Origin of the sequence: Roseovarius aestuarii, from assembly GCF_019966515.1 — a bacterium.
GTDB classification, from domain to species: domain Bacteria; phylum Pseudomonadota; class Alphaproteobacteria; order Rhodobacterales; family Rhodobacteraceae; genus Roseovarius; species Roseovarius aestuarii.
This window is the reverse complement of record NZ_JAIMIB010000020.1, coordinates 56,821-80,058: the sequence shown is the minus strand read 5'-3', so window position 1 is coordinate 80,058 and position 23,238 is coordinate 56,821. Positions and strand designations below refer to the sequence as shown.

Annotated in this window: 25 protein-coding genes and 1 tRNA gene; 18 read left to right on the top strand and 8 right to left on the bottom strand. The window is 58.3% G+C overall.

Features of this window, described 5'->3' with window-relative positions:
- The first annotated feature begins 511 nt into the window (after nt 1–511).
- From rplB to rplP, 5 genes are read left to right on the top strand one after another with little or no spacing between them, the layout of a single operon-like run.
- Complete coding sequence (rplB, locus tag LC334_RS19400; RefSeq protein WP_085801962.1) at nt 512–1,354, top strand: 50S ribosomal protein L2; 843 nt, start codon at nt 512–514, stop codon at nt 1,352–1,354.
- Nucleotides 1,355–1,357: 3 nt separating this feature from the next.
- Nucleotides 1,358–1,636: a 30S ribosomal protein S19 gene (gene rpsS, locus LC334_RS19395; RefSeq protein ID WP_085801961.1), complete on the top strand. Its 279-nt coding sequence runs from the start codon at nt 1,358–1,360 to the stop codon at nt 1,634–1,636.
- A 3-nt stretch (nt 1,637–1,639) separates the two neighbouring features.
- On the top strand, nt 1,640–2,020 hold the full coding sequence (gene rplV / locus LC334_RS19390) for a 50S ribosomal protein L22 (RefSeq protein WP_085801960.1): 381 nt from the start codon (nt 1,640–1,642) through the stop codon (nt 2,018–2,020).
- Nucleotides 2,020–2,727, top strand: coding sequence for a 30S ribosomal protein S3 (gene rpsC / locus LC334_RS19385; protein WP_085801959.1), 708 nt, complete (start codon nt 2,020–2,022; stop codon nt 2,725–2,727). The genes rplV and rpsC overlap by 1 nt, the downstream gene beginning before the upstream one ends.
- An 11-nt stretch (nt 2,728–2,738) precedes the next feature.
- On the top strand, nt 2,739–3,152 hold the full coding sequence (gene rplP / locus LC334_RS19380; protein ID WP_085801958.1) for a 50S ribosomal protein L16: 414 nt from the start codon (nt 2,739–2,741) through the stop codon (nt 3,150–3,152).
- 148 nt (nt 3,153–3,300) lie between these two features.
- On the opposite strand, the gene LC334_RS19375 is transcribed toward rplP, so the two are convergent.
- Both LC334_RS19375 and LC334_RS19370 read right to left on the bottom strand, forming a co-directional pair.
- Complete coding sequence (locus tag LC334_RS19375; protein ID WP_139836503.1) at nt 3,301–3,696, bottom strand: hypothetical protein; 396 nt, start codon at nt 3,694–3,696, stop codon at nt 3,301–3,303.
- A 60-nt stretch (nt 3,697–3,756) separates the two neighbouring features.
- Entirely contained in the window at nt 3,757–5,025 is a 1,269-nt protein-coding gene (locus LC334_RS19370) for a glycerate kinase type-2 family protein (RefSeq protein WP_377150820.1), read from the bottom strand.
- A 330-nt stretch (nt 5,026–5,355) separates the two neighbouring features.
- Between LC334_RS19370 and crcB the strand changes: the two genes are divergently transcribed.
- The 11 genes from crcB (at nt 5,356) to LC334_RS19315 (ending at nt 14,303) form a co-directional block, all read left to right on the top strand.
- Nucleotides 5,356–5,733 (top strand): fluoride efflux transporter CrcB, encoded by a 378-nt coding sequence (gene crcB, locus LC334_RS19365; protein WP_085801968.1) that lies wholly within the window; start codon nt 5,356–5,358, stop codon nt 5,731–5,733.
- Complete coding sequence (locus LC334_RS19360) at nt 5,730–6,773, top strand: RluA family pseudouridine synthase (protein WP_085801956.1); 1,044 nt, start codon at nt 5,730–5,732, stop codon at nt 6,771–6,773. The genes crcB and LC334_RS19360 overlap by 4 nt, the downstream gene beginning before the upstream one ends.
- Nucleotides 6,770–7,453, top strand: coding sequence for an HAD-IA family hydrolase (locus LC334_RS19355; protein WP_085801955.1), 684 nt, complete (start codon nt 6,770–6,772; stop codon nt 7,451–7,453). The genes LC334_RS19360 and LC334_RS19355 overlap by 4 nt, the downstream gene beginning before the upstream one ends.
- On the top strand, nt 7,453–8,169 hold the full coding sequence (locus tag LC334_RS19350; protein ID WP_085801954.1) for an ATP12 family chaperone protein: 717 nt from the start codon (nt 7,453–7,455) through the stop codon (nt 8,167–8,169). Before LC334_RS19355 ends, LC334_RS19350 begins: the two co-directional genes overlap by 1 nt.
- A gap of 198 nt (nt 8,170–8,367) precedes the next feature.
- A complete protein-coding gene (locus tag LC334_RS19345; RefSeq protein ID WP_085801967.1) occupies nt 8,368–9,387 on the top strand; it encodes an amino acid ABC transporter substrate-binding protein in 1,020 nt (339 codons plus the stop codon).
- Between the two features lie 129 nt (nt 9,388–9,516).
- The gene (locus LC334_RS19340; protein ID WP_085801953.1) at nt 9,517–10,731 is read left to right on the top strand and encodes an amino acid ABC transporter permease; all 1,215 of its coding nucleotides are present in this window, start codon (nt 9,517–9,519) and stop codon (nt 10,729–10,731) included.
- Nucleotides 10,732–10,734: 3 nt separating this feature from the next.
- Entirely contained in the window at nt 10,735–12,033 is a 1,299-nt protein-coding gene (locus LC334_RS19335; RefSeq protein ID WP_085801952.1) for an amino acid ABC transporter permease, read from the top strand.
- A 50-nt stretch (nt 12,034–12,083) separates the two neighbouring features.
- Nucleotides 12,084–12,851, top strand: coding sequence for an amino acid ABC transporter ATP-binding protein (locus tag LC334_RS19330; protein WP_085801951.1), 768 nt, complete (start codon nt 12,084–12,086; stop codon nt 12,849–12,851).
- Nucleotides 12,852–13,033: 182 nt separating this feature from the next.
- Nucleotides 13,034–13,450 carry an Imm50 family immunity protein gene (locus LC334_RS19325; RefSeq protein WP_085801950.1) on the top strand — a complete coding sequence of 139 codons (417 nt, stop codon included), beginning with the start codon at nt 13,034–13,036 and terminating at the stop codon, nt 13,448–13,450.
- A 257-nt stretch (nt 13,451–13,707) separates the two neighbouring features.
- Nucleotides 13,708–14,004, top strand: a complete 297-nt coding sequence (locus LC334_RS19320) for a glycosyltransferase (RefSeq protein ID WP_176237756.1) — start codon at nt 13,708–13,710, stop codon at nt 14,002–14,004.
- Entirely contained in the window at nt 14,001–14,303 is a 303-nt protein-coding gene (locus LC334_RS19315; protein WP_085801948.1) for a hypothetical protein, read from the top strand. The genes LC334_RS19320 and LC334_RS19315 overlap by 4 nt, the downstream gene beginning before the upstream one ends.
- Before the next feature lie 214 nt (nt 14,304–14,517).
- On the opposite strand, the gene LC334_RS19310 is transcribed toward LC334_RS19315, so the two are convergent.
- The 6 genes from LC334_RS19310 to LC334_RS19285 all read right to left on the bottom strand — a co-directional run bounded on the left by LC334_RS19310 (nt 14,518) and on the right by LC334_RS19285 (nt 21,618).
- A complete protein-coding gene (locus LC334_RS19310) occupies nt 14,518–16,533 on the bottom strand; it encodes a putative 2-aminoethylphosphonate ABC transporter permease subunit (protein ID WP_085801947.1) in 2,016 nt (671 codons plus the stop codon).
- Entirely contained in the window at nt 16,533–17,663 is a 1,131-nt protein-coding gene (locus LC334_RS19305) for a putative 2-aminoethylphosphonate ABC transporter ATP-binding protein (RefSeq protein WP_139836502.1), read from the bottom strand. The genes LC334_RS19310 and LC334_RS19305 overlap by 1 nt, the downstream gene beginning before the upstream one ends.
- A gap of 108 nt (nt 17,664–17,771) precedes the next feature.
- Nucleotides 17,772–18,791 carry a putative 2-aminoethylphosphonate ABC transporter substrate-binding protein gene (locus LC334_RS19300; RefSeq protein ID WP_085801946.1) on the bottom strand — a complete coding sequence of 340 codons (1,020 nt, stop codon included), beginning with the start codon at nt 18,789–18,791 and terminating at the stop codon, nt 17,772–17,774.
- A 332-nt stretch (nt 18,792–19,123) separates the two neighbouring features.
- Nucleotides 19,124–19,200, bottom strand: a tRNA-Met gene (locus LC334_RS19295).
- 373 nt (nt 19,201–19,573) lie between these two features.
- A complete protein-coding gene (locus LC334_RS19290; protein ID WP_085801945.1) occupies nt 19,574–19,900 on the bottom strand; it encodes a DUF3775 domain-containing protein in 327 nt (108 codons plus the stop codon).
- Nucleotides 19,901–19,992: 92 nt separating this feature from the next.
- On the bottom strand, nt 19,993–21,618 hold the full coding sequence (locus tag LC334_RS19285; protein WP_085801965.1) for a DUF4139 domain-containing protein: 1,626 nt from the start codon (nt 21,616–21,618) through the stop codon (nt 19,993–19,995).
- Between the two features lie 279 nt (nt 21,619–21,897).
- Between LC334_RS19285 and era the strand changes: the two genes are divergently transcribed.
- Together era and LC334_RS19275 are read left to right on the top strand one after the other, a co-directional pair.
- Nucleotides 21,898–22,806: a GTPase Era gene (gene era, locus LC334_RS19280; RefSeq protein WP_085801964.1), complete on the top strand. Its 909-nt coding sequence runs from the start codon at nt 21,898–21,900 to the stop codon at nt 22,804–22,806.
- Nucleotides 22,803–23,135 (top strand): DUF1491 family protein, encoded by a 333-nt coding sequence (locus LC334_RS19275; RefSeq protein WP_085801944.1) that lies wholly within the window; start codon nt 22,803–22,805, stop codon nt 23,133–23,135. The genes era and LC334_RS19275 overlap by 4 nt, the downstream gene beginning before the upstream one ends.
- The last annotated feature ends 103 nt before the right edge of the window (nt 23,136–23,238 follow it).

The following is a 23,238-nucleotide window of genomic DNA, read 5'->3' as shown; positions in this document are numbered from 1 at the left end:
GCTGCGACGACAAAGAATTAGATGTCGATTGCTACCGTTCAAACTGATACTGCGAACGTCGGCAATGTCCGCATAGCGACCTAGGAGGCTATTTTGATATCCCGCGCGGAACCAAGGCCGCAGGCCGCCGCGCGATCGCCAGACCGCCCGCACGGGCTGGCGATTTTGAGGGGTGGTGGCACATTTTGAGGTTTTTTGGGTTTGGCGAGATAAAGTGCGCCCAACAATGGTAGTTCGCCACCCCGCGGTCTGGCGATCGCGCGGCTTGGAGTAGCGGTAGTAGCACAGGCAAAAGGCCAAGATTTCTTGGCGCAAACCCTTGACCTGGCTAGCGCTCTCTCGTAAACGACCCCATCGGCAGGCCCCGGATTCGTCCGGGGCTCTCGCTTTTGTTCGGAAGAACACAGGAATAGCCGGGGACCTTCGGGGCCCTATAACCCGGGCGGGACACTCGCCCAATCACATAGGTGGGACCAAGTTCCTGCCGTTTGCTAAACGGAAGACAGAAAGCATGGCACTCAAGTCGTATAAGCCAACGACGCCGGGCCAGCGCGGGCTGGTGCTGATCGACCGTTCGGAGCTGTGGAAAGGACGCCCCGTCAAAGCCCTCACCGAGGGTCTGACGAAATCGGGCGGTCGGAACAACACCGGACGTATCACATCACGCAGGCGTGGTGGTGGGGCGAAACGCCTCTACCGGATCGTTGATTTTAAACGGAACAAATTCGACGTGACCGCGACGGTTGAACGGATCGAATATGACCCCAACCGGACCGCGTTCATCGCCCTCGTCAACTATGATGACGGTGAAAAAGCATACATCCTGGCGCCGCAGCGCCTGGCCATAGGTGACAAGGTTGTCTCTGCCGCCAAGGCCGATATCAAGCCCGGCAACGCGATGCCGTTCTCGGGCATGCCCATCGGGACAATCGTCCACAATATCGAGCTGAAGCCCGGCAAAGGCGGTCAGATCGCCCGTGCCGCCGGGACCTACGCCCAGTTCGTGGGTCGTGACGGTGGTTACGCCCAGATCCGCCTGAGCAGTGGCGAACTGCGTCTGGTGCGTCAGGAATGCATGGCGACCGTTGGTGCGGTGTCAAATCCCGACAACTCGAACCAGAACTACGGTAAAGCCGGCCGGATGCGCCACAAGGGTATCCGCCCAAGCGTTCGTGGTGTGGTCATGAACCCGATCGATCACCCGCATGGTGGTGGTGAGGGTCGGACCTCGGGTGGTCGTCACCCGGTCACGCCCTGGGGCAAACCCACCAAGGGTGCCCGTACCCGCAACAAGAACAAGGCGTCGCAGAAGCTGATCATCCGCTCGCGTCACGCCAAGAAGAAGGGCCGCTAACACATGGCACGTTCTGTATGGAAAGGCCCCTTTGTGGATGCTTATGTGCTTAAGAAAGCCGAAGCATCACGCGAAAGCGGGCGTAATGAAGTCATCAAGATCTGGTCGCGCCGCTCGACGATCCTGCCCCAGTTCGTGGGCTTGACTTTTGGCGTCTACAACGGCCGCAAACACATTCCCGTCAACGTTAGCGAAGACATGATTGGTCAGAAGTTTGGCGAATACAGCCCGACCCGCACCTATTACGGTCATGCCGCCGACAAAAAAGCGAAGCGGAAGTAAGTCATGGGCAAGGAAAAGAACCCCCGCCGCGTGGCCGACAACGAAGCAATGGCAAAACTGCGCATGCTTCGCACCAGCCCGCAGAAACTGAACCTCTTGGCCGGGATGATCCGCGGCAAGAAGGTTGAAAAGGCGCTCAACGATCTGACGTTTTCGAACAAGCGGATCGCGGAAGACGTGAAGAAATGCCTTCAGTCGGCCATCGCCAATGCTGAAAACAACCACAACCTGGATGTGGACGAGCTGATCGTGGCCGAGGCCTATGTGGGCAAGAACCTGGTCATGAAACGCGGCCGTCCGCGGGCCCGGGGCCGGTTTGGCGCGCTGCGCAAGCCGTTCTCGGAACTGACAATCAAGGTTCGTGAAATCGAGGAGCAAGCCTGATGGGTAACAAAGTAAATCCGATTGGCATGCGCCTGCAGGTGAACCGCACCTGGGACAGCCGCTGGTATGCCGACACCAAGGACTATGGCAATCTTCTGCTTGAGGACATCGCAATCCGCGAGTTCATCAACAAAGAGTGCAAGCAGGCCGGTGTCAGCCGCGTGATCATCGAACGCCCCCACAAGAAGTGCCGTGTGACCATTCACACCGCGCGTCCGGGCGTGATTATCGGCAAGAAAGGCGCTGACATTGAGGGTTTGCGTCGCAAGATCGCGACAATGACCGACAGCGAACTTCACCTGAACATCGTCGAAGTGCGTAAGCCCGAGCTTGACGCAGCCCTCGTCGGTGAAAGCATCGCTCAGCAACTTGAGCGTCGTGTCTCGTTCCGTCGTGCGATGAAACGCGCGGTTCAGAACGCCATGCGCATGGGTGCCCTGGGCATCCGGGTCAACGTATCGGGCCGCCTTGGTGGTGCCGAGATTGCCCGGACCGAATGGTACCGTGAGGGCCGCGTGCCCCTGCACACCCTGCGGGCAGACATCGATTATGCCAATGTCGAAGCGACGACACCCTACGGCATCATCGGCATCAAGGTCTGGATCTTCAAGGGTGAGATAATGGAGCACGATCCGTCGGCTCGTGATCGTAAAGCCCAGGAACTCCAGGATGGTCCCGCGCCCCGTGGCGCCGGCGGCCGTCGGTAAGGAGAGATTAGATGCTACAACCAAAACGCACTAAATTCCGCAAGCAGTTCAAGGGCCGCATTCATGGCGAAGCCAAGGGTGGTTCGGATCTGACATTCGGGACCTATGGCCTGAAAGCCACCCAGCCCGAGCGTGTGACAGCGCGTCAGATCGAGGCCGCTCGTCGTGCCATGACGCGCCATATGAAACGTCAGGGTCGTGTCTGGATTCGGATATTCCCGGACCTGCCGGTAACCTCGAAGCCAACCGAGGTCCGGATGGGTAAAGGTAAAGGCTCGGTCGATTTCTGGGCGGCCAAGGTTAAACCCGGTCGGATCATGTTCGAGATCGACGGTGTCAGCGAAGCTATCGCGCATGAGGCCCTGCGCCTTGCTGCCATGAAGCTGCCGCTGAAAACCCGCGTGGTGGTCCGCGAGGACTGGTAACGGCTTGGGTGTCACCCTACGAAAAGTCAAACCCCCGCCCAAGTGATCGGCGGGGGTTTTTTTGTTTTAGTTGAGTCCGGGTCAATCTGTCGTCGGGTGACTGGAGGGATGTACCTACAGTGTCGTGCTCGCTGCTTTCGCGTGATCCTCAGAAATTGACCTGTTTGCCACCCAGCACCTCGAAGGGTTCCAGCGTGTCGCCGTTGACCCAGGCAAAACCGTCATTGGTCATCATCACAACGTAAGGCGTCCAACCGGTCTGTTCCCACCAGCTATCGTATTCGTTCGCGTCTTCCTTGACCCGCCACTTACCGCGACTGGGTGGTCGGCCATCCTCGACATAAACTGTCACGCCATTGCTGTGGTAATACTGCTTGTATGTCGTCCCCGACCATGTGCCCGAAATGGTATTTCCGCTAAGAAGCTGCCGGATCTGTTCGGCGGTTGCCTGCACTGCTCCAGGTGTTTGCGTGTCAGCAATCGCGGGCATAGTCAGGGTGAATGCCGCCAGTGTAGCAAAGGTAGTGAAGGTTCTGCGACGCATGATAGGCCTCTGTTTCGCGGTCATGGAACGATGCTTGCACCATGATGGCGCGAAAGCGAATCACGTTTGCGCGGGCTCGATCAGGATGGCCCGGAAATCGTTCACATTGGTCAGGGTCGGCCCGGTGATCACCTGGCCCCCGATGCGATCAAAAAAACCGTGCGCGTCGTTGCACCTCAGGGCATCTGCCGCGTCAGGGCCTTTCGCCAGTGTCTCAGGGCCGATCACAGCGCCCGCGACCTCGGCCGCGCCGTCGACGCCATCAGTATCGCAGGCAATCGCGTGGATGCCCGGCGCGCCCCTGAGGGCAAGCGCAAGTGCCAGGGCAAATTCCGCATTCGGTCCGCCGATGCCGTCTCCGGTCCGGGTGACGGTCAACTCTCCCCCCGACAGCAGCAGGATAGGTGGCGCGCCGGCTGTCATTTCCTGCTGCAGGCGCAACGCCTCGCTGGCCTGTGTCGCGGCCACGTCGCGCGCTTCACCTTCCAGGGCGTCTCCCAGCATCCGCACATCGATCCCCTCAAGCCGGGCAAGCTCCGCAGCGGCCTCAAGTGATTGAGAGGGCGCCGCATAGATGACGTTTTCAACCCGAGTAAGCCTTTCATCCCCCGGCGCGATCACCTGGCATGGCCCGGTCAGGACTTTCTGAACCGAGCCGGGCAGCGCGATACCGTTCTTTTGCAGAATGGCACGGGCATCAGCGGGGGTGCTGGCGTCGCCGACGGTTGGCCCTGACCCGATCATCGTCGGATCATCCCCGGGCACGTCAGAAATCAACAGCGCCAGCATCCGGGCGGGATAAGCTGCGGCGGCCAATTGTCCGCCTTTGACCCGGCTCAGATGTTTGCGCACGGTGTTCATCTGCCCGATCGGCGCGCCTGAGGCCAGCAATGCCTGATTGATCGCCTGTTTCTCGGGTAACGAGATATCGCCCGCAGGCTGTAGCAGCAGCGCCGACGCGCCGCCCGAAATCAGCGCCAGTACCGTGTCGTTTTCGCCAAGCGATTGCAGGAGCGCCAGCATCTGCCGCGTGCCCTCAACCCCGGCGGTATCGGGTACGGGGTGCGCGGCCTCGATGATCTCGATGCCCTGGCAGGGGCGAGCATAGCCGTAGCGCGTGATCACCACCCCTTCGCAGGGGCCGTATTCAGCTTCGACCGCTTCGGCCATGCGCGCACTGGCCTTGCCAGCACCCACCACTACCAGCCGGCCTTCTGGCTTGGGCGGCAGAGCATGGCGCAGGCTGCGCATCGGATCGGCAACCTCTACTGCTCGGTCGAAGAGCCGTCGCAGGAAGGGTAGGGGATCGGACATCGAAAGTGGTTCCATGTGACTCATTTTCGGTGACATTAGCGCCAAGATGATTGCGGTAACAGTCCAATACCGTCACCTCTTGCGTTACTTGCGCGGGCTGTTCCCAAAAGGAGTTCGCTACGCGAACGCATTTCAGTTTCGATTTCAGGCCAATCGGGCCTTGGGGGACGCCCCCCAATCCCCCGAACCACGCCGCCTGTGCTCTCGCGTCGATCGTGTCATGCGACAATGCGAGGAGGGCGGCGGAGCCGGACGACGAGATATCAGGCGTGCGCATTTGCGCACTCTATTTGATAACAGCCCCTCAGCTTGACAAAACTCATGGGGCAAGCGACAGACGCGACCATGTTGATGAGTTTTCTCTCAGTGGCCCTTGGCGGCGCAATCGGGTCTTCTCTGCGCTTTGGTGCGGGTGTGTTGATGTTACGTCTGGTCGGCTCCGGCTTTCCGCTGGCAATCCTGAGCGTGAACGTCATCGGCTCCTTCTTGATGGGCCTTTTTGTGGTCTATTCCTTTCAGCGCGGGTTGGAGCACTACAATCTCTTTGTCATGACCGGCATTCTGGGAGGCTTCACCACCTTCTCGGCCTTCTCGCTCGAAGCCTTCACGCTGTTTGAACGTGGTCAGATTGCATCCGCAGCGCTTTATGTTCTTCTGTCGGTGGTTGTTTCGATTTCCGGGCTGGTACTGGGGGTCTGGATTGCACGGATGGTCTGGGCATGAGCAGGGTTCAGACACTTACCATTGTCGCCGACGACGCTGATCAACGATTGGATCGTTGGCTGCGCCGCCAGTTTCCGCATCTGGGGCAGGGGCGGATCGAAAAGATGTGCCGCAAGGGTGAACTACGTGTTGACGGAGGGCGCGTCAAACCGGCCACACGTCTTGCGGAGGGTCAGCAGGTGCGTATTCCGCCGCTGCCGGATCCGAATGCGCCCAAGCCCGAATATGATGCCCGTATTTCCGAGGCTGATGCCAAGATGATCCAGTCTTGCGTTATCTACCGGGACGATCATGTGATTGCGCTCAACAAACCACCAGGTCTGCCTGTGCAGGGTGGGTCAAAACAGGCGCGCCATGTCGATGGACTGGCGGATGCGTTGCGGTTCGGCTTTGAGGAGAAGCCCCGGCTGGTGCACAGGCTGGATAAGGACACCTCCGGCGTTCTGGTATTGGCGCGAACCCGTGTGGCAGCCAAGGGGCTGACCGCCGCCTTCCGGCACCGCGCCACGCGCAAGATCTATTGGGCGGTGGTCGCCGGGGTGCCGATCCCGCGCATGGGCACGATAAAATACGGGCTGGTCAAGGCACCCGGCCACGGCGCGAAGGGGGAAGGCGAAAAGATGCTGTGTCTGCACCCGCGTGAGGTGGATGAGACGCCCGGCGCCAAGCACGCCACCACTGATTACACCCTGCTTGAAGCAGCGGGCAGCCGTACCGCCTGGATGGCGCTGACTCCGGTCACGGGCCGGACTCACCAATTACGCGCCCATATGGCAGAGATCGGCCACCCGATCATTGGTGACGGCAAATATGGCGGGTCGGGGCAGGAAAACCTCGGCGATGGCTGGGGCGCACAACTGGGTGGTGACATCAGCCGGAAATTGCATCTGCACGCGCGGTCACTGCAGATCGAACACCCGGTCACCCGTGCGATCCTGAACCTGACGGCGCCGTTGCCGAAACATATGGCGCATACCTGGGACACGTTTCAGTGGCAGCCTGGTGAAGCGCCCGATAATCCGTTCGAGGACTGGGGATGAGCGGCACGCGGTTGGCTGTCTTCGACATGGACGGCACATTGATGGACAGTCAGGATTTCATCGTGCAGGCGATGGAAGGAGCCTTTGCCAGATACAGTCTTCCTGCGCCGGCCCGCGCCGACATTCTGTCGATCGTGGGCTTGTCGCTTTTCGAGGCGGTGGCGCGGCTCATTCCCGATCACCCTGACGACCTGATCCTCCAGGTTTCTGAGGCTTACAAGGCATGTTTCATTGCGCAGCGCGCGCAAACTGGAGGCGAGGCCAGTGCACCGCTTTATCCCGGCGCGCGTGCAGTGATCGAGGCACTGGCCGCCCGGCGGGGCGTACTGCTGGGCGTGGCAACGGGCAAGGCGCGTCGTGGCCTCGATCACGCCTTTGCCGCGCATGGTCTTGATCCGTTCTTTTCCACCCGACAGACCGCCGATCATCATCCGTCGAAACCGCATCCTTCAATGGTGCTGAGCTGCCTGAACGAAACCGGTGCAGACAAAAGCGATACGGTCATGATCGGCGACACTACCTTTGATATCGAGATGGGCAGGGCCGCGGGTGTGCACACTTTGGGGGTAACCTGGGGCTATCATCCGACAGATGATCTGCGCGCGGCGGGGGCGGACCTGCTGGTGGATGGGTTCGATGCGGTACTGTCGGCGCTGGATGAGTTGTGGGAGCGTACCTGATGAGCGACTGGCAACTCAAACGGTTCTGGCAGAATGCCGATGTCAGGCAAAACGAAAAGGGATACACCGTCGAACTGGACGGCCGCGCGATCCGGACCCCGGCCAAGGCACCGCTTGTGGTGCCGACCAACGCGCTTGCAGGTCAGATTGCGGCGGAATGGAATGTCGTCGAGGGGCAGGTCAACCCCGCTGCCATGCCGTTCACCCGGTCGGCCAACGCCGCGATTGACAAGGTGACGCAGCAGCATGCGGAGGTGGCCGATATGTTGGCTGCTTACGGTGATGCCGACCTGATCTGCTACCGGGCTGACGGCCCGTCGGGCCTGGTGGATCGTCAGGCTGAAGGGTGGGACCCACTGCTGGATTGGGCCGAATCGGTCCTGGGTGCACGCCTTGTTCCTGTTCAGGGGGTCATGCATGCGCCGCAAAACATGCAATCTCTGAGCGTTCTTTCGAAAAAAGTTCATGCACTGGACGTGTTTGCGCTAACTGCATTTCATGATCTTGTCAGCCTGTCCGGCTCGTTGATCATCGGCTTCGCCGCATTACACGATTTGCGCCCGCCAGCGGAGCTCTGGGCCGTGTCGTGTGTTGATGAACTTTGGCAACAAGACCAATGGGGCGAGGACGCAGAAGCACTGGAAATGGCCGCGAAGAAAGAAAATGACTTTTTTCACGCCCATCGCTTCTACAATCTTTCCCGTTCACTCGGCTAATGCGATTTGGGGGTGTTTCCCCGGGGTAAACTATACTGAATTGCCAAGCTTTTTCGTGTGTCAGGTCTTGACCTTTAGTTATGATTCTACACAAACTCGCGGGCACTGAGGGGGCTACGCCCCTATTACAGTATCGCCCCGGCCAACATGAGGCCGTACGAACCGCCCTCAAGGGCGGACAATCAGGAAGAGGTAAAAATGAAAAAATCCGTATTTTTTGGCGCGCTAACACTCGCCGGCCTTGGCGCTGGCGTTGCAGCTGCCGGTACGCTGGACGATGTGAAAGCACGCGGCAAGCTGAACTGTGGTGTGACCACCGGCCTGGTCGGCTTTGCCGCACCGGACGCGAATGGCGAGTGGAAAGGCTTTGACGTTGGCGTATGCCGCGCGGTCGCCGCTGCCGTTCTCGGAGATGCAACCGCCGTCGAATTCGTGCCGACCACCGGCAAAACCCGTTTCACAGCGCTTGCGTCGGGTGAGATCGACATGCTGGCCCGGAACACCACCTGGACCTTCTCGCGCGATGTGGACCTCAAGTTCACCTTCGTTGGCGTGAATTACTATGACGGCCAAGGCTTCATGGTTCCCAAGGAACTGGGCGTCAGCTCGGCCAAGGAACTCGACGGCGCCACGGTCTGCATCCAGACCGGTACAACCACCGAGCTGAACCTCGCGGACTTCTTCCGCGCGAACAACATCAGCTACGAGCCGGTTCCGATCGAAACCAACGCTGAAGGTCAGCAACAGTATCTGGCCGGTGCGTGTGACACATACACCACCGACGCTTCGGGTCTGGCCGCAACGCGCGCCACATTCGAAAATCCCGGTGACCACGTTCTGCTGCCCGAAATCGTCTCGAAAGAGCCGCTGGGTCCGCTTGTACGTCACGGCGACAACGAATGGGGTGATGTGGTTCGCTGGACCCTGAACGCCCTGATCACTGCTGAAGAACTGGGTGTGACATCGACCAATATCGCAGACATGTCAGCGGCTCCGGGTGACAACCCTGAGGTCAACCGCCTGCTGGGCACCGAAGGCAATCTGGGCGAAATGCTCGGCCTGTCGGCTGACTGGGCCAAGAACGCCATCATGGCGGGTGGCAACTATGGTGAGCTGTTTGAGCAGAACATCGGTGAAAGCACATCGATTGGTCTGGCACGTGGACTGAACGCTCAGTGGACCGATGGCGGCCTGATCTACTCGCCGCCCTTCCGCTAAAAACCAAAAGGGCAAGGGCGCGGCATGGACCGCGCCCTTTTCCTATACAACGAACAACACCTGAGTTTGCGACGAGCGGGGCATACCCCGCCGGAATAATCGCTCAGGGGCAATCAGGGATACGTCTTTATGACAACTATTACCGACCCTCCGAAGGAGTCGTTTCGGTTATCGCAACTCATTTACGATACCCGTTACCGTTCACTCACTTTTCAGGCCATTGCGGCCATGGTTCTGGCACTGTCCATCTGGTACCTGGGGAACAATCTGATCCAGAACCTGAGGGCTGCGGGCCTCAACATCTCTTTCGATTTTCTGAGAGACACCGCAAATTACGACATTAGCCAGCGCCTGATCGAATATGACAGCCAGTCGTCGCATTCGCGCGCCGCCATCGTGGGTGTTCTCAACACACTTCTCGTGGCCTTCCTGGCCTGTATCACCGCTACGATTTTTGGCGTTATCGCAGGGGTCCTGCGCCTGTCCAACAACTGGCTGGTGCGCAAGCTGATGGCGTTCTATGTTGAGATCTTCCGCAATATCCCGGTTCTGATCTGGATCATCATAATCTTCACCATCATGACGGCGGTTCTGCCGGGTCCGCGCGCCTTCCGCGGTGACGAACCGGAAGCCTCGATGGTGCTGGACGCGTTCGCGTTTACCAATCGCGGTATCTATACGCCGGGGCCTGTCTGGGGGCCGGGGTCGATGGTGGTGGTGGCGACGTTCATTGCCTCGATCTTTGGTATCGTGGCGTATCGCAAATATGCGACCAATCTGCTTTATGCTACCGGACGTCTGCTGCCCACCTTCTGGCCCTCTGTTGGTCTGTTCTTCCTCCCGACAATTCTGATGTACTTCATCATGGGCAAGCCGATCGGGTTGGACATCCCTGAGCTTACGGGCTTCAACTTTTCCGGAGGGATCAAGATCGGTGGGCCACTGATCGCGCTTTGGTTCGCGCTTTCGATCTATACCGGCGCTTTCATCGCGGAAAACGTTCGGGCCGGTATCCAGGCGGTGTCGAAAGGCCAGACCGAGGCAGCGGGAGCACTTGGACTGCGGCCAGGCCGTGTGATGAACCTTGTGGTACTGCCACAGGCGCTGAGGGTTATCATCCCGCCACTGATTTCGAACTATCTCAACATCACCAAGAACTCGTCTCTGGCGATTGCCGTGGGCTATGCCGATATCACCGCAACGCTGGGCGGCATCACGTTGAACCAGACGGGCCGTGCGATTGAATGCGTGCTACTCCTGATGTTGTTCTACCTGACGATCTCGCTTCTGATTTCAGCGTTCATGAACGTCTATAACTCGTCCATCAAGCTGAAGGAGCGTTGAGCCATGTCAGATACACATGCACAAACTGTCGCCTTCGTTCGTGAAACCACGATCCCGGAATCACCGCCACCTGCGGCTGAAACCGGTGCGATCAAATGGTTGCGTCAGAACCTGTTCGCGACACCCGCTAACAGCCTGCTGACCGTTGCCGCGCTTTATGTCATCTGGGTCGTGCTCAGCGGTTCATTGCCCTGGATCTTCGGTGGCCTCTGGACGACGACAAGTCTTGCGGAATGCCGCGAAATCCTGCAGGGGCGGACCGGGGCCTGTTTCTCGGTTCTGAGCGAGCGCTGGAACCAGCTGCTTTATGGCTTCAAATATCCAGCGGATCAGTACTGGCGGCCCAATTTGGCCTTCCTGTTGCTCTTCTTCGCCGCTGCTCCGGTCCTGTTCTTTGATCTGCCGCGCAAGATGCTGATCTTTACCGGGCTCTACCCGTTTCTTGCCTACTGGCTGATCTGGGGCGGGAGCCTGCTGGTGCCCATCGTGGCGCTCCTGGGGTTCTTGGGCGGTGCGCTTGTCTACCAGCGGTTTATCAAAACCAGCTTTGCAGCAGGCTTCTTTGGCGGTATCGCCGCGGCCTTCGTTATCTGGACCGTTGCGGGCGCCATCATTCCCGAAAACGCATCCGATAATGCGATGCTGTCATCGGTTCCCAGCCGTGATCTGGGGGGCTTCATGCTCAACATGATGCTGGGCGTGACCTGCGTGTCACTGTCGCTACCCATCGGGATCGCACTGGCTCTGGGGCGTCAGTCTGACATGCCATTGATCAAGTGGGTTTGCGTGGTCTTCATCGAGTTCATCCGCGGCGTGCCGCTGATCACGCTTCTGTTCGTGGCCTCGGTGATGCTGTCCTACTTCTTCCCACCCGAAAGCACGGTGGATCTGTTCCTGCGCGTGGTGATCATGATCACCATGTTCTCCTCGGCTTATATCGCCGAGGTGATCCGGGGCGGTCTGGCCGCGCTGCCAAAGGGACAGTACGAAGGGGCGGACTCGCTCGGTCTGGATTATCCGCAGGCCATGCAGCTCATTATCCTGCCGCAGGCGCTCAAGATTTCCATCCCGGGGATCGTGAACGTGGCGGTGGGGCTGTTCAAGGACACCACGCTGGTTTCGGTCATTTCGATGTTCGACCTGGTGGGCATGATCCGCGGGCCTATCCTTGCCTCGACCGAATGGAATGGCGTCTACTGGGAGCTTCTCGGCTTTGCCGCGCTTCTGTTCTTCGTCGTCTGCTACGGCATCTCTCAATACTCGCAATGGCTGGAACGCCGTCTTGCGACCGATCACCGATAACACTCCCTCAAGTAGCGTAAGCGATAGGGAAAAAATAGGGAGGCCAGAACATGGCTGAAACTGCACAAATGAAAGTGTCCGACGAAGTCGCAATCACCATTCAGAACATGAACAAGTGGTATGGCGCGTTCCACGTGCTGCGCGACATCAACCTGACCGTCTATCAGGGTGAAAGGATCGTGATCTGCGGGCCGTCAGGCTCGGGCAAGTCCACGCTGATCCGCTGCATCAACGCGCTGGAGGAACATCAACAGGGCAAGATCGAGGTCGACGGAACGGTGCTGTCGAATGACCTCAAGAACATCGACAAGATCCGGTCCGAGGTTGGCATGTGCTTTCAGCACTTCAACCTGTTCCCGCATCTGACGATCCTTGAAAACTGCACGCTGGCCCCGATCTGGGTGCGCAAGACGCCCAAGAAAGAGGCCGAGGAAACCGCGATGCACTTCCTCGAAAAGGTCAAGATCCCGGAACAGGCCGACAAATATCCCGGCCAGCTTTCAGGCGGTCAGCAGCAGCGCGTGGCGATCGCTCGGTCGCTCTGCATGAAGCCGCGGATAATGCTCTTTGACGAACCGACCTCGGCGCTTGATCCGGAGATGATCAAAGAGGTGCTCGACACCATGATCGAACTGGCCGAGGAAGGTATGACCATGCTCTGCGTGACCCACGAAATGGGTTTTGCCCGCCAGGTCGCCAATCGCGTGATCTTTATGGATCAGGGCCAGATCGTCGAACAGAACGAGCCGGAAGAGTTCTTCAATAATCCCAAGAGCGAGCGTACTCAGCTGTTCCTCAGCCAGATTTTGGGTCACTGATTACCATCAACATCTTTCTACGGCCCCGCGGGTGTACCCGTGGGGCCGTTTTGTGAAGAGGTCATATGTTTGCGCTCACCGAGAAGCAACCGTTTCCACGTGCGGCGATTTCCAAGAGAAAACGTGGCATTGGTCGAGTAGAGTCAATTGCGATCATTTTTTGTAACCGTTAGAATTTCGGTATGAGTAAAGATAGTTCGGTGTCGATCTATAATACCATTCCCGGCGGAAAAGAGCTGTTGGAATGGTTTGGCCAGGTCCCGAGTTTCCATGATGCAGAGATCCTTGATTTGCATCTGAAGCGCGAGGGAGCATCAACGCTTAGAATCCACGCCTGGAACATGACCAGCAAGGTTAGAAACGGATACTTCGTTTTGGAAAAACATGCGGTTGTAGAGTTTGCGATTGATGGAATAGTTAATTTAGAGCTTGATGATTTCAATCATCAAAACGCTATAGACGGGCTCACGCTGTCGCGGGTTAAGTATGATGAGAATTTGGAAGTTTATGAGGTGTCGTTGGAACCCGCATACGGGATGGCTGGATTTATTCAAGCCATTGAACTCTCGGTTTCCCATCGCCCCGGCAAGCCGAAGTAAGCTCCACTTTTCAACGCCGGCCTTGTCCGCACAGACCCCGTCATCTTAGTTGCTCTGCAATGATGGATTCCTTGATTTCGTCAAATTGGATATCGGGGTTCGTGTTTTCATGTTGGAGCACCGACGACATTGGTGCGGTTAATGAATTTTCGGGGCCGCCGTGATTAATGCTGTAATGAATACAATCCCCTTTGAAGGTCATGGTTTTGACTGAAACAAGCAATGATAGGATCAAAAAGGCAACCGAAGACCGCAACATGAAACTGATCGTGCAAATTCTTGCGCTGAATGAAGAAGAGACGCTTGGAACAGCGATTGCGGCTATTCCGCGCGACATATCTGGAATCACAACCGTCGAAGTGCTGGTTACCGACGATGGCTCGACCGACCGCACTGTCGAGGTCGCGCACAAGGGTGGTGCCGATCATATCCTGCAAATGCCCTGCAACGTCTTGGGAGCTGGGTCGTGCGACAGGCGAGCGGCTCGGCCATTCCAGACGCGCCATCAGGTTTCCGTGTCTACGCCCGCGAAGCAGCAGCCCGACTTTGCGTGATCAACACCTATGCCTACACTCTAAAGACGATCATACAGGCTGGCCGCAAACGTATACCGATGACGTCGGTGCCGGTGCGGGTCAATGTGGTGGTTCGGTCCTCGCGCGTGTTCAGGGGTATGGGTGAGTACGTCAGGCGCTCGATTGCCACGATCCTGCGGGTTTTTTTGATCTATGCTCCGCTGCGCTTCTTTTCACCTTCGCGGCTATTTTTGCGCTGCCCGCGCTCGCCGCTATCGGTCGGTTTCTGTTCTTCTATATCTCTGACGGCGGCCAGGCTGCCCTGTCGGGATGAGTGACCCGGTATGCCGCGACTGTATCTGCCGCAACTCTGTCCCAGCTGAGGTGCCGGGCGTACGCTTCTTTAGAATTCTCTGTGAGCCGGGTATATCTGGCGTGGCGACATTTTCGCCGCGCGTCGTGAAATGGCAGCAGCGCAATGACGGTGAAAGCCGTTGAGCCGCAATTTTTCCGGGTCTGGCGCATGGGTGTAACTCTGACCCGGCTGGTACCCTATCGTGCGCGCCAGGCCTGGGTGCGTTGCAATACCCCGCGAGAGACGAGAAGGTGGATGATACGTGCCGCCGCGTTGGTGTAGAAGATCATCATGCCCATGGCCGCCGCCGGGGCGATGTCGCCCGCGTCGTCCATGTTCAGCACCGCAATTGATGCCAGCGACGTTTTGGGCGAATAGAGGAACACCACCGCCGATACCGTGGTCATTGCGTTGACGAAGAGATAGATCGAGATGTCCAGTATCGCCGGCAGGCAGACCGGCACGGTGACCCGCCTGAACAGTTTCAGTGTCGGTTGTTTGAGAGACGAAGAGACGGATTCGAACTCCCGGTCCATCTGTTTCAATGCCGTGACCGCCGTCAGATGCGAAACCGTGTAGAAGTGCGTAACGGTACAGATCACAAGGATCGCCATCGTGCCGTATATGAAATTCAACGGATTCGCGGGGTTGTTGAAGAAAAAGATATAGGCCAGCCCCAATACCATGCCCGGAATGGCCATCGGCAGCATCGCGAACATTTGAAACAACGCCCGCCCGGTTTTGAATCCGTTGGATTTTTCCACCAGATAGGCGCCGAAAAACACGACACAGGTACCCGCGACGGCGGTGAACAGGCCAAGTTTGATCGAGTTGTAATAGGACCCCCAGCCGCCGCCATCCATTCGGTCGAAATCATAGTTGGTCAGGCTGAAGCTCAGGTCATACGGCCAGAACTTGATCAACGCGGCGAACTGACAGATCCCCAGAGTGCCAACGATGAAAAGCGCGACCAGCAGGCAGTAGACCAGGAAGAAGCGATCTGCGCTGCGATGAGGCTTGGGTTGATATGGCACCGAGCGCGCGGACAGCAGGGCCACCTGTTTCGATTGCACCAGCCGGTCGATGGCGAAGGCAAAGATCGCCGGGATGACCAGGACCACCGACACCACCGCGCCCATTTCGAAATTCTGCTGGCCGATCACCTGTTTGTAGATATCGACCGCCAGCACGTTGAACTGCCCGCCGATCACCTTGGGCAGGCCGAAATCTGTGATCACCAGATTGAAGACCACAAACGTGGCCGAGATCAGACCATAGCGCGCGCCCGGAATGGTGACTGTCCAGAAGGTCCGCCAGGGGGTTGATCGCAGGCTGGCGGCGGCCTCGTATAGTCGCGCATCCGAAATCGCTAGCGCCGTCGAGATGATGATGAACGCATGTGGAAAGGTGAAGAACACTGACCCGATGACGATGCCGATCGGCCCATAGATGCTGGCACCGAAAAGAAGTTCCTTGATCATTCCCTGATTGCCGAAAAGATAGACCAGCGCGATCCCCGGCAGCAGCGATGGCACAAGGATCGGGGCCATCGCCACCAGACGGAAGAATCCCTTGAACCGCATGCAGCTACGATTGAGCGCATAGGCGAACCAGAAGGCCAGCGTGACCGTGACGACGGTGCTGATCACTGCGATCAACAGCGAATTCTTGATCGAATTGAATAGCGCCGGGGTCGAGAAATAGCTGACGAAATTGCCCAGCCCCGTTGCCTTGACCGGCCGCATCTGCACCCGCCTGAACGTGTTGCTGTCCAGTTCCAGCCAGTCGGTGCCGGTTTTCAGCTCGGACCCAACCAGAAAACGTCCGGTCTCGGTTGTATTGCGGATCTGGTACATCACCGGGCTGCGGAAACTGAAGTCGGGAAAGAACTGCGTCAACCCCATGCGGCTGTCGGACCCGGCGATCAGATCGGCCTCGCCCAGCACTAGCAGTTCGGCGTTGAGCTGCGCAGGGGTCACGATATTGCCGCTGTACTTGCCCTGTTCATCGCTGATCTGCAGCTCATAGGCTCCCAGATCGAACTGAAACGTTGAAAAACTCTTCGACAGCATCGCCCACAGCGGAAAGACCAGCGTGGCGATCAGGTAAAGCGCAATGACCACCATGCCCAGCCGCATGATAATGTCGTCCCGGCTGAGCTTGCCCTTGATCGCGGGCCCGGCGGGCAGTTTGTCGGCGCTCAGATCCGTCATCACGCCTCTCCTGCCGGGGCAAAACCCATAAGCCGGCTTTGGGGTAGCTCGATGGTCAAGGATTTGCCTTCGGCCAGTTCAAGGCGACGCACGGCATTGATCGAGAAATCGGCGATCAGTTCGTCGCGCCCGAATATTTCGTGACGCAGGCGGCACCGCCAGAACGATCCCAGGAATTCCATTTCGGCGACGTCGACTTCAAAGGCGTTCTCAGGCGTCTCGATCTCGTCCGGGGCGCCCGGTGAGCGCGCACCGTCACCATGGGGGATCACATCTTCGGGCCTAATTGCCGCAACGACATGCATACCTGCGCTGAACCCGTGCTGTTGGCTTTGCAGGGTTGCGCCGCCGATCGTCACCGTGTCACCGGATCCGGCAACAGCGGGGATCTGGTTCATCTCACCGATGAAATCGGCGACGAACAGGCTGGCGGGCTCTCGATATACCTCGGTCGGAGAGCCGACCTGCTCGATCACGCCGTGGTTCATCACCACGATCCGGTCGGCCATGGTCAGCGCCTCTTCCTGATCATGGGTTACCATGACGGTGGTCACGCCCAGCTTGCGCTGCAATTCCTTGATTTCGTGGCGCAGATGCACGCGTACCTTGGCGTCCAGCGCCGAGAGCGGTTCGTCGAGTAACAAGAGGCCTGGATTGGTCGCGATGGCACGGGCCAGCGCAATCCGCTGTTGCTGGCCACCCGACAGTTGCGCGGGATATTTCTTGCCCTGTTCCGGCAGGCCGACCAAGGCCAGCAGCTCGGCTACGCGCACTGCAATCTCGGATTTGCTGCGGCCGGTATTCTCAAGACCGAAAGCGATGTTCTTTTCGATCGTCAGGTTCGGAAACAGTGCATAGGACTGGAAAACAATGCCAAAATCCCGTTCCGAGGGTGGCAGGTTTGAGACATCCTTGCCGGCCTGCATGACAGTGCCCTTGGTTTGCAGATCAAGCCCTGCGATGGCACGCAGCAAGGTCGTCTTGCCGCAGCCCGACGGCCCCAGGAAGCACACGAATTCGCGTTCGTTGATGTCGAGTGAGATATTCTTGAGCGCCAGGAAATCACCGAAGGCTTTCCACAGGCTATCAATGCTCAGATACAGGTCGGGCGTGGCGGTCACCTCGGTCACGGGGATCGTCCTTGTCGCAATGGATGGGGATAACGTAGCATATGTTCCGGCGCGATGCGCGGGCGTTGCAGGGGGCCGCGTGCAGCCCCCTGCAATGGTCAGATCGGATCAGTTTTTCGGTTCCGACTTGCCGTCATAGCGGCTCTGCCATTCCTTGAGGATCGCCGCGCGATTGTTTGCCGCGAACTCGAAATCGTTTTCGATCATGGCATCAAGCAGGCCCTCGGGAAAATGTTCAACCGGTTTAGCCACGCCGGGCATCGCGACCACGGCATAGCCCGAGTTGTACATTTCCATTGCTCCACGGGTGACCGAGAAATCCACCAGTTTCTGCGCGGCTTCCAGATCATCCGTACCGGCGACGATCGCAGTGGCTTCCATATCCCAACCGACACCTTCGGAGGGAACGACGATTTCCAATGGCGCCCCGGCGGCCTTGGACTTGGCACCGCGGAAGGCAAAGGAGATGCCAATCGGGATTTCACCGGCAGCGGCGAGCTTGCAGGGTTTGGAGCCCGAATGGGTGTAGCGCGCAATGTTGCTGTGCAGCGCATCCATATATTCCCAGCCGCCCTCTTCGCCGAACATCTGCAGCCAGCTGGATACGTCTAGGAAGCCGGTGCCCGATGAATTCGGGTTCGGCATGATCAGATGGCCCGCATATTGCGGATCGGTCAGGTCCTTCCACGATGTCGGCGGCGTCAGGCCCTCCTTTTCGGCCTCGACCGTGTTATAACAGACCGCGGCCACCCAGGCGTCCATGCCGACCCAGCTTGGCGTGTCGCCCTTGTCGACGAATTTCGGGTCCAGTTCCTCGACACCCGCAGGCGCGTAAGGCTCCAGCATGCCTTCGGATTTCAGCAACAGCAGCGATGTCGCCGCCAGACCCCAGACGACATCCGCCTGTGGATTGTCCCGCTCGGCAAGTAGTTTGGCGGTGATGATCCCGGTGGAATCGCGCACCCAGTTAATCGTAATGTCCGGATGAACCTCATTGAAGGCTTCGGCATAACGGGCAAGATCTTCGGCTTCGACAGCAGTATAGACCGTCAGTTCGGTTTCGGCGGTTGCGGTGCTCGCAAATACCGAAAGCACCGCAGATGCGATGAGTTTGCTTGTAATTTTCATGTTTCCTCCTCTGTGCGCCGCAGGCGAGGCGAACTTATTGCACTTCATCCCCGTCTCATTTGGCTGGGGATTAGAGTGACAGATTTGTGAGGAAAGAAAAATCGATATAATCTACAATTACATAAACCTACCTTATGGTGCGTTTGGTATCTTAGAGGAAGATCAGGGATGAATGGCTTGCCTTGAGCCAAACCTGCATTGCTTGTACTCGTGCAGCATCCGCCGTGGCAGCGCAAACCTCGAAAAGCCTGCGTATTCGATGCAGGTTTTCGGACGGTTATCCGCCGCTACAAACCTCGCGGCCAGCACTTCGAAATTTGGTGGGGCCTAATTGGTTGCGGGGGTAGGATTTGAACCTACGACCTTCAGGTTATGAGCCTGACGAGCTACCGGGCTGCTCCACCCCGCGCCAATTCAGGTGGCCTGTTTAGAGCGGCGAAAATGAATCTGCAATGCCAAAATGACAGTTTCCGGACAAAAATACCCGATGAAATCCTGATGGTGCCGGACGGTGATCCATCCTGCCTTTTTAGGTGCGTCTGCGTGCCTTCGGTTGGGGGATTCTTTACGCGAGATGCTGGATATCCTGCGCATTGGTACAGCGCTTGTACTGGTGATGGATGAAGGACCGAGGGGAGCCTGCCATCTCAACCTGACCGCTTTGATACTTCTATGCTGCTCTGGTTGATTTTGCGGCGCTGCGTCAGGCACGGAATCTGCCTTTACAAGCCTGCAACTCACTAACCTACGTCATCGGCCCTGTTTGCCGTTCTGAGCGCGGCCTAGCCACCGCGCACCAGATCATCCTCGTCATCGACAACCGAGATACCAAGCGCGTCCAACCCGTTTTCAAGGTGGTCGGACAGATGGGGCGTGCCAAGCAGGTAATCCGCCGTTGGTATCGTGGCCTCTTCCCGCGCCGTCGCGATGGCTTCGGCCAGATCCTCGGCGGCGAAACTGTCGCGACCGATCCACATCACCGCCACCAATTCGGCCTGCTCATCCTCGCCGAGCCGTTCGATAAACGCCCTGAGTTCCCCCTCGGCGCGACCCAGCTCGCGTGACATCAGGATCACCTGGGCGATCTTATGCGTACTTATCTCAAGCATTTACCATCTCCTGTCTGCGCAAAATCAACCTTTTGTGCCAACGAGCTGGCGCAACGTCCTTGATCTTGCTCAATAAGGGTGGGCCGTGCCGATCAGCGCAGAACTTTATCTTCCGGCCATTCCAGTTCGTGTTCCAGTGAGATCAGCTTGCTGTCACCCGCACCCAGATCGAACTCCCAGGACAGAATACCACGTTTTCCGTCAATATTCTCCTCTGTTGGTCGGGGCTGCGCGGACCAGGTGATTTCAAGGTCTTCCTGTTCCGAATAGGGCACCCGGTCCAGAAGGCGAATGGGCCAGTCTTCTTGTGTTAGGTTTTCAACCTTAATTTCAACGGCTTCCAACAGATCGTTGGATTTGGTGATGATGCCCCGATCGCCTTCGTTTCGGTCCAGAACCGTGCGGGTCAGGCGCAGCCCTTCAATCGGCCCGAAGGCCAGATCAGCTTCGGCACCGGCGGCCATCAGCTCAAGATGTCGTTGACCGATGAACCGACCGTCGAGGTAAAACATCGCCGCACCGGGCAGGATCAATTCGCCCATGTCGTTGGTGATTTCCGCCACCAGAAAGGCGTTGGAATCGCTCAGCGGCACGGCCTGCGCGGTCGTTTCTGCCGAGGTGTCGAGTGTCCCCAGTGAGATACGGATGTTATCGGCCTTTGACGCGATCGAAACCGGGCTGGGGTAAGAATAGGTCACGGCCAGCCCGTCGAACTCGGCATCCGCTTCTTCCACCATCATGGGTTCTGCGGCGGCAGCCTCGTCTGCGGCGCCGAACAAGGCACCGGATTGCGCTCTCTCAAGATTTTTCTGGCGGACCTGGGCGGGATTCTCAATCCGCCGTAGCCAGGGCCAGATCTGGCCCGGGGCGGTCTGCTCGGAGGGTCGCGCTGTCGACAGCGTCAGGGCCACGTCATGCCAGTTTTCGCCCGTATGCTGCGCTACCAGGACCCCACGATCCAGCGTCAGTTTACCTGCGTCACGATCCAGTCGCACATCGTAAACCGGCCGCCATTCCGCATCCCAGATGTTGTAGGTTACCGTCAGCTTGCCCTGAACTTGTTCGTCCGCTGAAACAGAGACGGCGAGCATTGCCCGTTCTTCTTTCTCGGGGACCAGTGAATTGAGTCGTTGACGGGCATCTTCCAACTCTTCCTCGAGGTCTTTCAAGCCGCGTTTTGCTGCATCCGCGCGCAGTTGTGCATCAAGGGCGGTCTGTTGCGCTGAAAGAGTTTCTTCGCCGATCATCGCCACCAGATCACGCAGAGCGGCGACGTCCATTTCGGCGACGCCTTCGCCTTCGCCAAGCTGGTTGAGAAATGTCACGCGGGCTTCAGCCGCCTGTTGTTCCAGCCTGATCCTCTCGACTCCGGCCAGCCCGTCGCGCAGCGCCTGTTCAAGCCGTTCAACCTCGGCCTCGGCGACCTTGAAGGCCGCGTTGTCATCGTTGCTGCGGGGCGGCACGAAATCATTGCGCACCGTCAGGCTGCCCAATATCGCCCCGTCGACCGCGACACGGACCGAGTCGAGCGGCGTGTTTTGCGGCAGGTCGGTCAGGATCAGGTCATGTTGTCCGGCTGGCGCATTAAACTGGATGACCCGGGTGACGGTGGCGCCACGAGGGTAGAGCGTCGCCGCCGATACATCGCTGTTCAGCGGAATATCTTCGGCAAGAACGAATGTCGGGAAAAAGGCCAGAACAACTGGAAACGCACGCATCGGGAACTCCTTGGGGTCAGAATGGATGCCATAAGGTGGGGCCTGACGCAGATGAAATACAAGGGTTCGCACCCCGAAACAGCGAAAAATCACCGGTAAGGCGGCAACCGGCATGGCTGACGGCCACCTCAAACGTTGGAAAACCTGCCTGCCGTGACGCTTTGCTTGAATACGCGTGTGCCAGTCAGTCCGTGGATTTGCGAGGTCCCGGGGCTTTTCATCTGGCAGCGTTCCGCGATTTCCGCTACACCCCCGCCGTCTCAGCAACAGGAAAACATCATGATCACCCGCGCCGGATTTATCGCCCTGATCGGAGAACCCAATGCGGGTAAGTCCACGCTGCTCAACCGTATGGTGGGGGCTAAGGTCTCGATCGTGACCCACAAGGTGCAGACCACCCGCGCGCGTATTCGCGGCGTCGCCATCGAGGGTGAAAGCCAGTTGGTTTTTGTAGATACGCCTGGCCTGTTCAAACCGCGCCGACGGCTGGATCGGGCTATGGTCGCCGCCGCCTGGGGCGGGGCGGCAGATGCCGATCTGATCGTGCTGCTGGTCGAGGCACATCGCGGTGTCACCGAAGGGGTCGAACGCATTCTGGAAGGGCTGCCCGAGGTGGCCGGAAGTCGCAAGGTGGCGCTGGCCATCAACAAGATCGACCGGGTGAAATCCGAGACGCTTCTGGCCCTCACACAGGAATTGAATGAGCGGTATGACTTCACCGAGACATTCATGATCTCGGCAGAGAAGGGCCATGGCGTCGATGCGCTGCGCACATGGCTTGCCGGTGAGCTGCCCGAAGGCCCCTGGCTTTATCCCGAAGATCAGATTGCGGATTTGCCCATGCGCATGATCGCGGCTGAGATGACGCGTGAGAAACTTACCCTCCGGCTGCATCAGGAACTGCCTTACCAGTTGACGGTCGAGACCGAAAACTGGGAAGAGCGCAAAGACGGCTCGGCCCGGATCGACCAGGTGATCTATGTCATGCGCGACGGTCACAAGGGCATCGTGCTGGGCAAGAAAGGCGAGACCGTCAAAGCCGTTTCAAAAGCCGCACGCGAAGAGTTGGAAAAGTTCACCGACCGCCGCATCCACTTGTTTTTGCAAGTAAAGGTACGCCCCAACTGGCTGGAAGAGGCCGAGCGCTATTCCGAAATGGGATTAGACTTTAAGGACGGCAACACGTGACACGCCTGACGGCTCAATTCTGGGTGCATGCCTACCTGACCCGCCTGCGACTAAGTGATATCCCCGCTTTCGTCGTGACGCATGGGGACGACACCGCCGGTGCCGTATTGGTAAAGCTGAACACTCTTGACGGTCAGGCTACTGCGTTCCAGCGCAGCTTTGATCTGATGAGTGGCGAGCGACAGTGGGTCGAGCTGGCCAAAGGTGTCGAGATGGAGGTGGACGATGCGATCGCCCGTCAGCGCAGCTTCGACCCTGATCTCTGGGTGATTGAAGTTGAGGACGCGAAGGGCCGGCATCTGTTGGCGGAACCCGGCCTGTCAGATTAGATTTGCCGCGGCTGTAGTTTTAACCCGTAAATTGTCGAAACGCCTCCATAGTTCTGCCTGATTTGCGGGCGAAACCTCCGGTGAACCAAGCTTGCACGGGGTT

Coding starts and splice junctions, on each gene's coding strand:
- rplB (WP_085801962.1), top strand. CDS start 512: ATGGCACTCAAGTCGTATAAGCCAACGACGCCGGGCCAGCGCGGGCTG.
- rpsS (WP_085801961.1), top strand. CDS start 1,358: ATGGCACGTTCTGTATGGAAAGGCCCCTTTGTGGATGCTTATGTGCTT.
- rplV (WP_085801960.1), top strand. CDS start 1,640: ATGGGCAAGGAAAAGAACCCCCGCCGCGTGGCCGACAACGAAGCAATG.
- rpsC (WP_085801959.1), top strand. CDS start 2,020: ATGGGTAACAAAGTAAATCCGATTGGCATGCGCCTGCAGGTGAACCGC.
- rplP (WP_085801958.1), top strand. CDS start 2,739: ATGCTACAACCAAAACGCACTAAATTCCGCAAGCAGTTCAAGGGCCGC.
- LC334_RS19375 (WP_139836503.1), bottom strand. CDS start 3,696: ATGCGTCGCAGAACCTTCACTACCTTTGCTACACTGGCGGCATTCACC.
- LC334_RS19370 (WP_377150820.1), bottom strand. CDS start 5,025: ATGGAACCACTTTCGATGTCCGATCCCCTACCCTTCCTGCGACGGCTC.
- crcB (WP_085801968.1), top strand. CDS start 5,356: ATGTTGATGAGTTTTCTCTCAGTGGCCCTTGGCGGCGCAATCGGGTCT.
- LC334_RS19360 (WP_085801956.1), top strand. CDS start 5,730: ATGAGCAGGGTTCAGACACTTACCATTGTCGCCGACGACGCTGATCAA.
- LC334_RS19355 (WP_085801955.1), top strand. CDS start 6,770: ATGAGCGGCACGCGGTTGGCTGTCTTCGACATGGACGGCACATTGATG.
- LC334_RS19350 (WP_085801954.1), top strand. CDS start 7,453: ATGAGCGACTGGCAACTCAAACGGTTCTGGCAGAATGCCGATGTCAGG.
- LC334_RS19345 (WP_085801967.1), top strand. CDS start 8,368: ATGAAAAAATCCGTATTTTTTGGCGCGCTAACACTCGCCGGCCTTGGC.
- LC334_RS19340 (WP_085801953.1), top strand. CDS start 9,517: ATGACAACTATTACCGACCCTCCGAAGGAGTCGTTTCGGTTATCGCAA.
- LC334_RS19335 (WP_085801952.1), top strand. CDS start 10,735: ATGTCAGATACACATGCACAAACTGTCGCCTTCGTTCGTGAAACCACG.
- LC334_RS19330 (WP_085801951.1), top strand. CDS start 12,084: ATGGCTGAAACTGCACAAATGAAAGTGTCCGACGAAGTCGCAATCACC.
- LC334_RS19325 (WP_085801950.1), top strand. CDS start 13,034: ATGAGTAAAGATAGTTCGGTGTCGATCTATAATACCATTCCCGGCGGA.
- LC334_RS19320 (WP_176237756.1), top strand. CDS start 13,708: ATGAAACTGATCGTGCAAATTCTTGCGCTGAATGAAGAAGAGACGCTT.
- LC334_RS19310 (WP_085801947.1), bottom strand. CDS start 16,533: ATGACGGATCTGAGCGCCGACAAACTGCCCGCCGGGCCCGCGATCAAG.
- LC334_RS19300 (WP_085801946.1), bottom strand. CDS start 18,791: ATGAAAATTACAAGCAAACTCATCGCATCTGCGGTGCTTTCGGTATTT.
- LC334_RS19290 (WP_085801945.1), bottom strand. CDS start 19,900: ATGCTTGAGATAAGTACGCATAAGATCGCCCAGGTGATCCTGATGTCA.
- LC334_RS19285 (WP_085801965.1), bottom strand. CDS start 21,618: ATGCGTGCGTTTCCAGTTGTTCTGGCCTTTTTCCCGACATTCGTTCTT.
- era (WP_085801964.1), top strand. CDS start 21,898: ATGATCACCCGCGCCGGATTTATCGCCCTGATCGGAGAACCCAATGCG.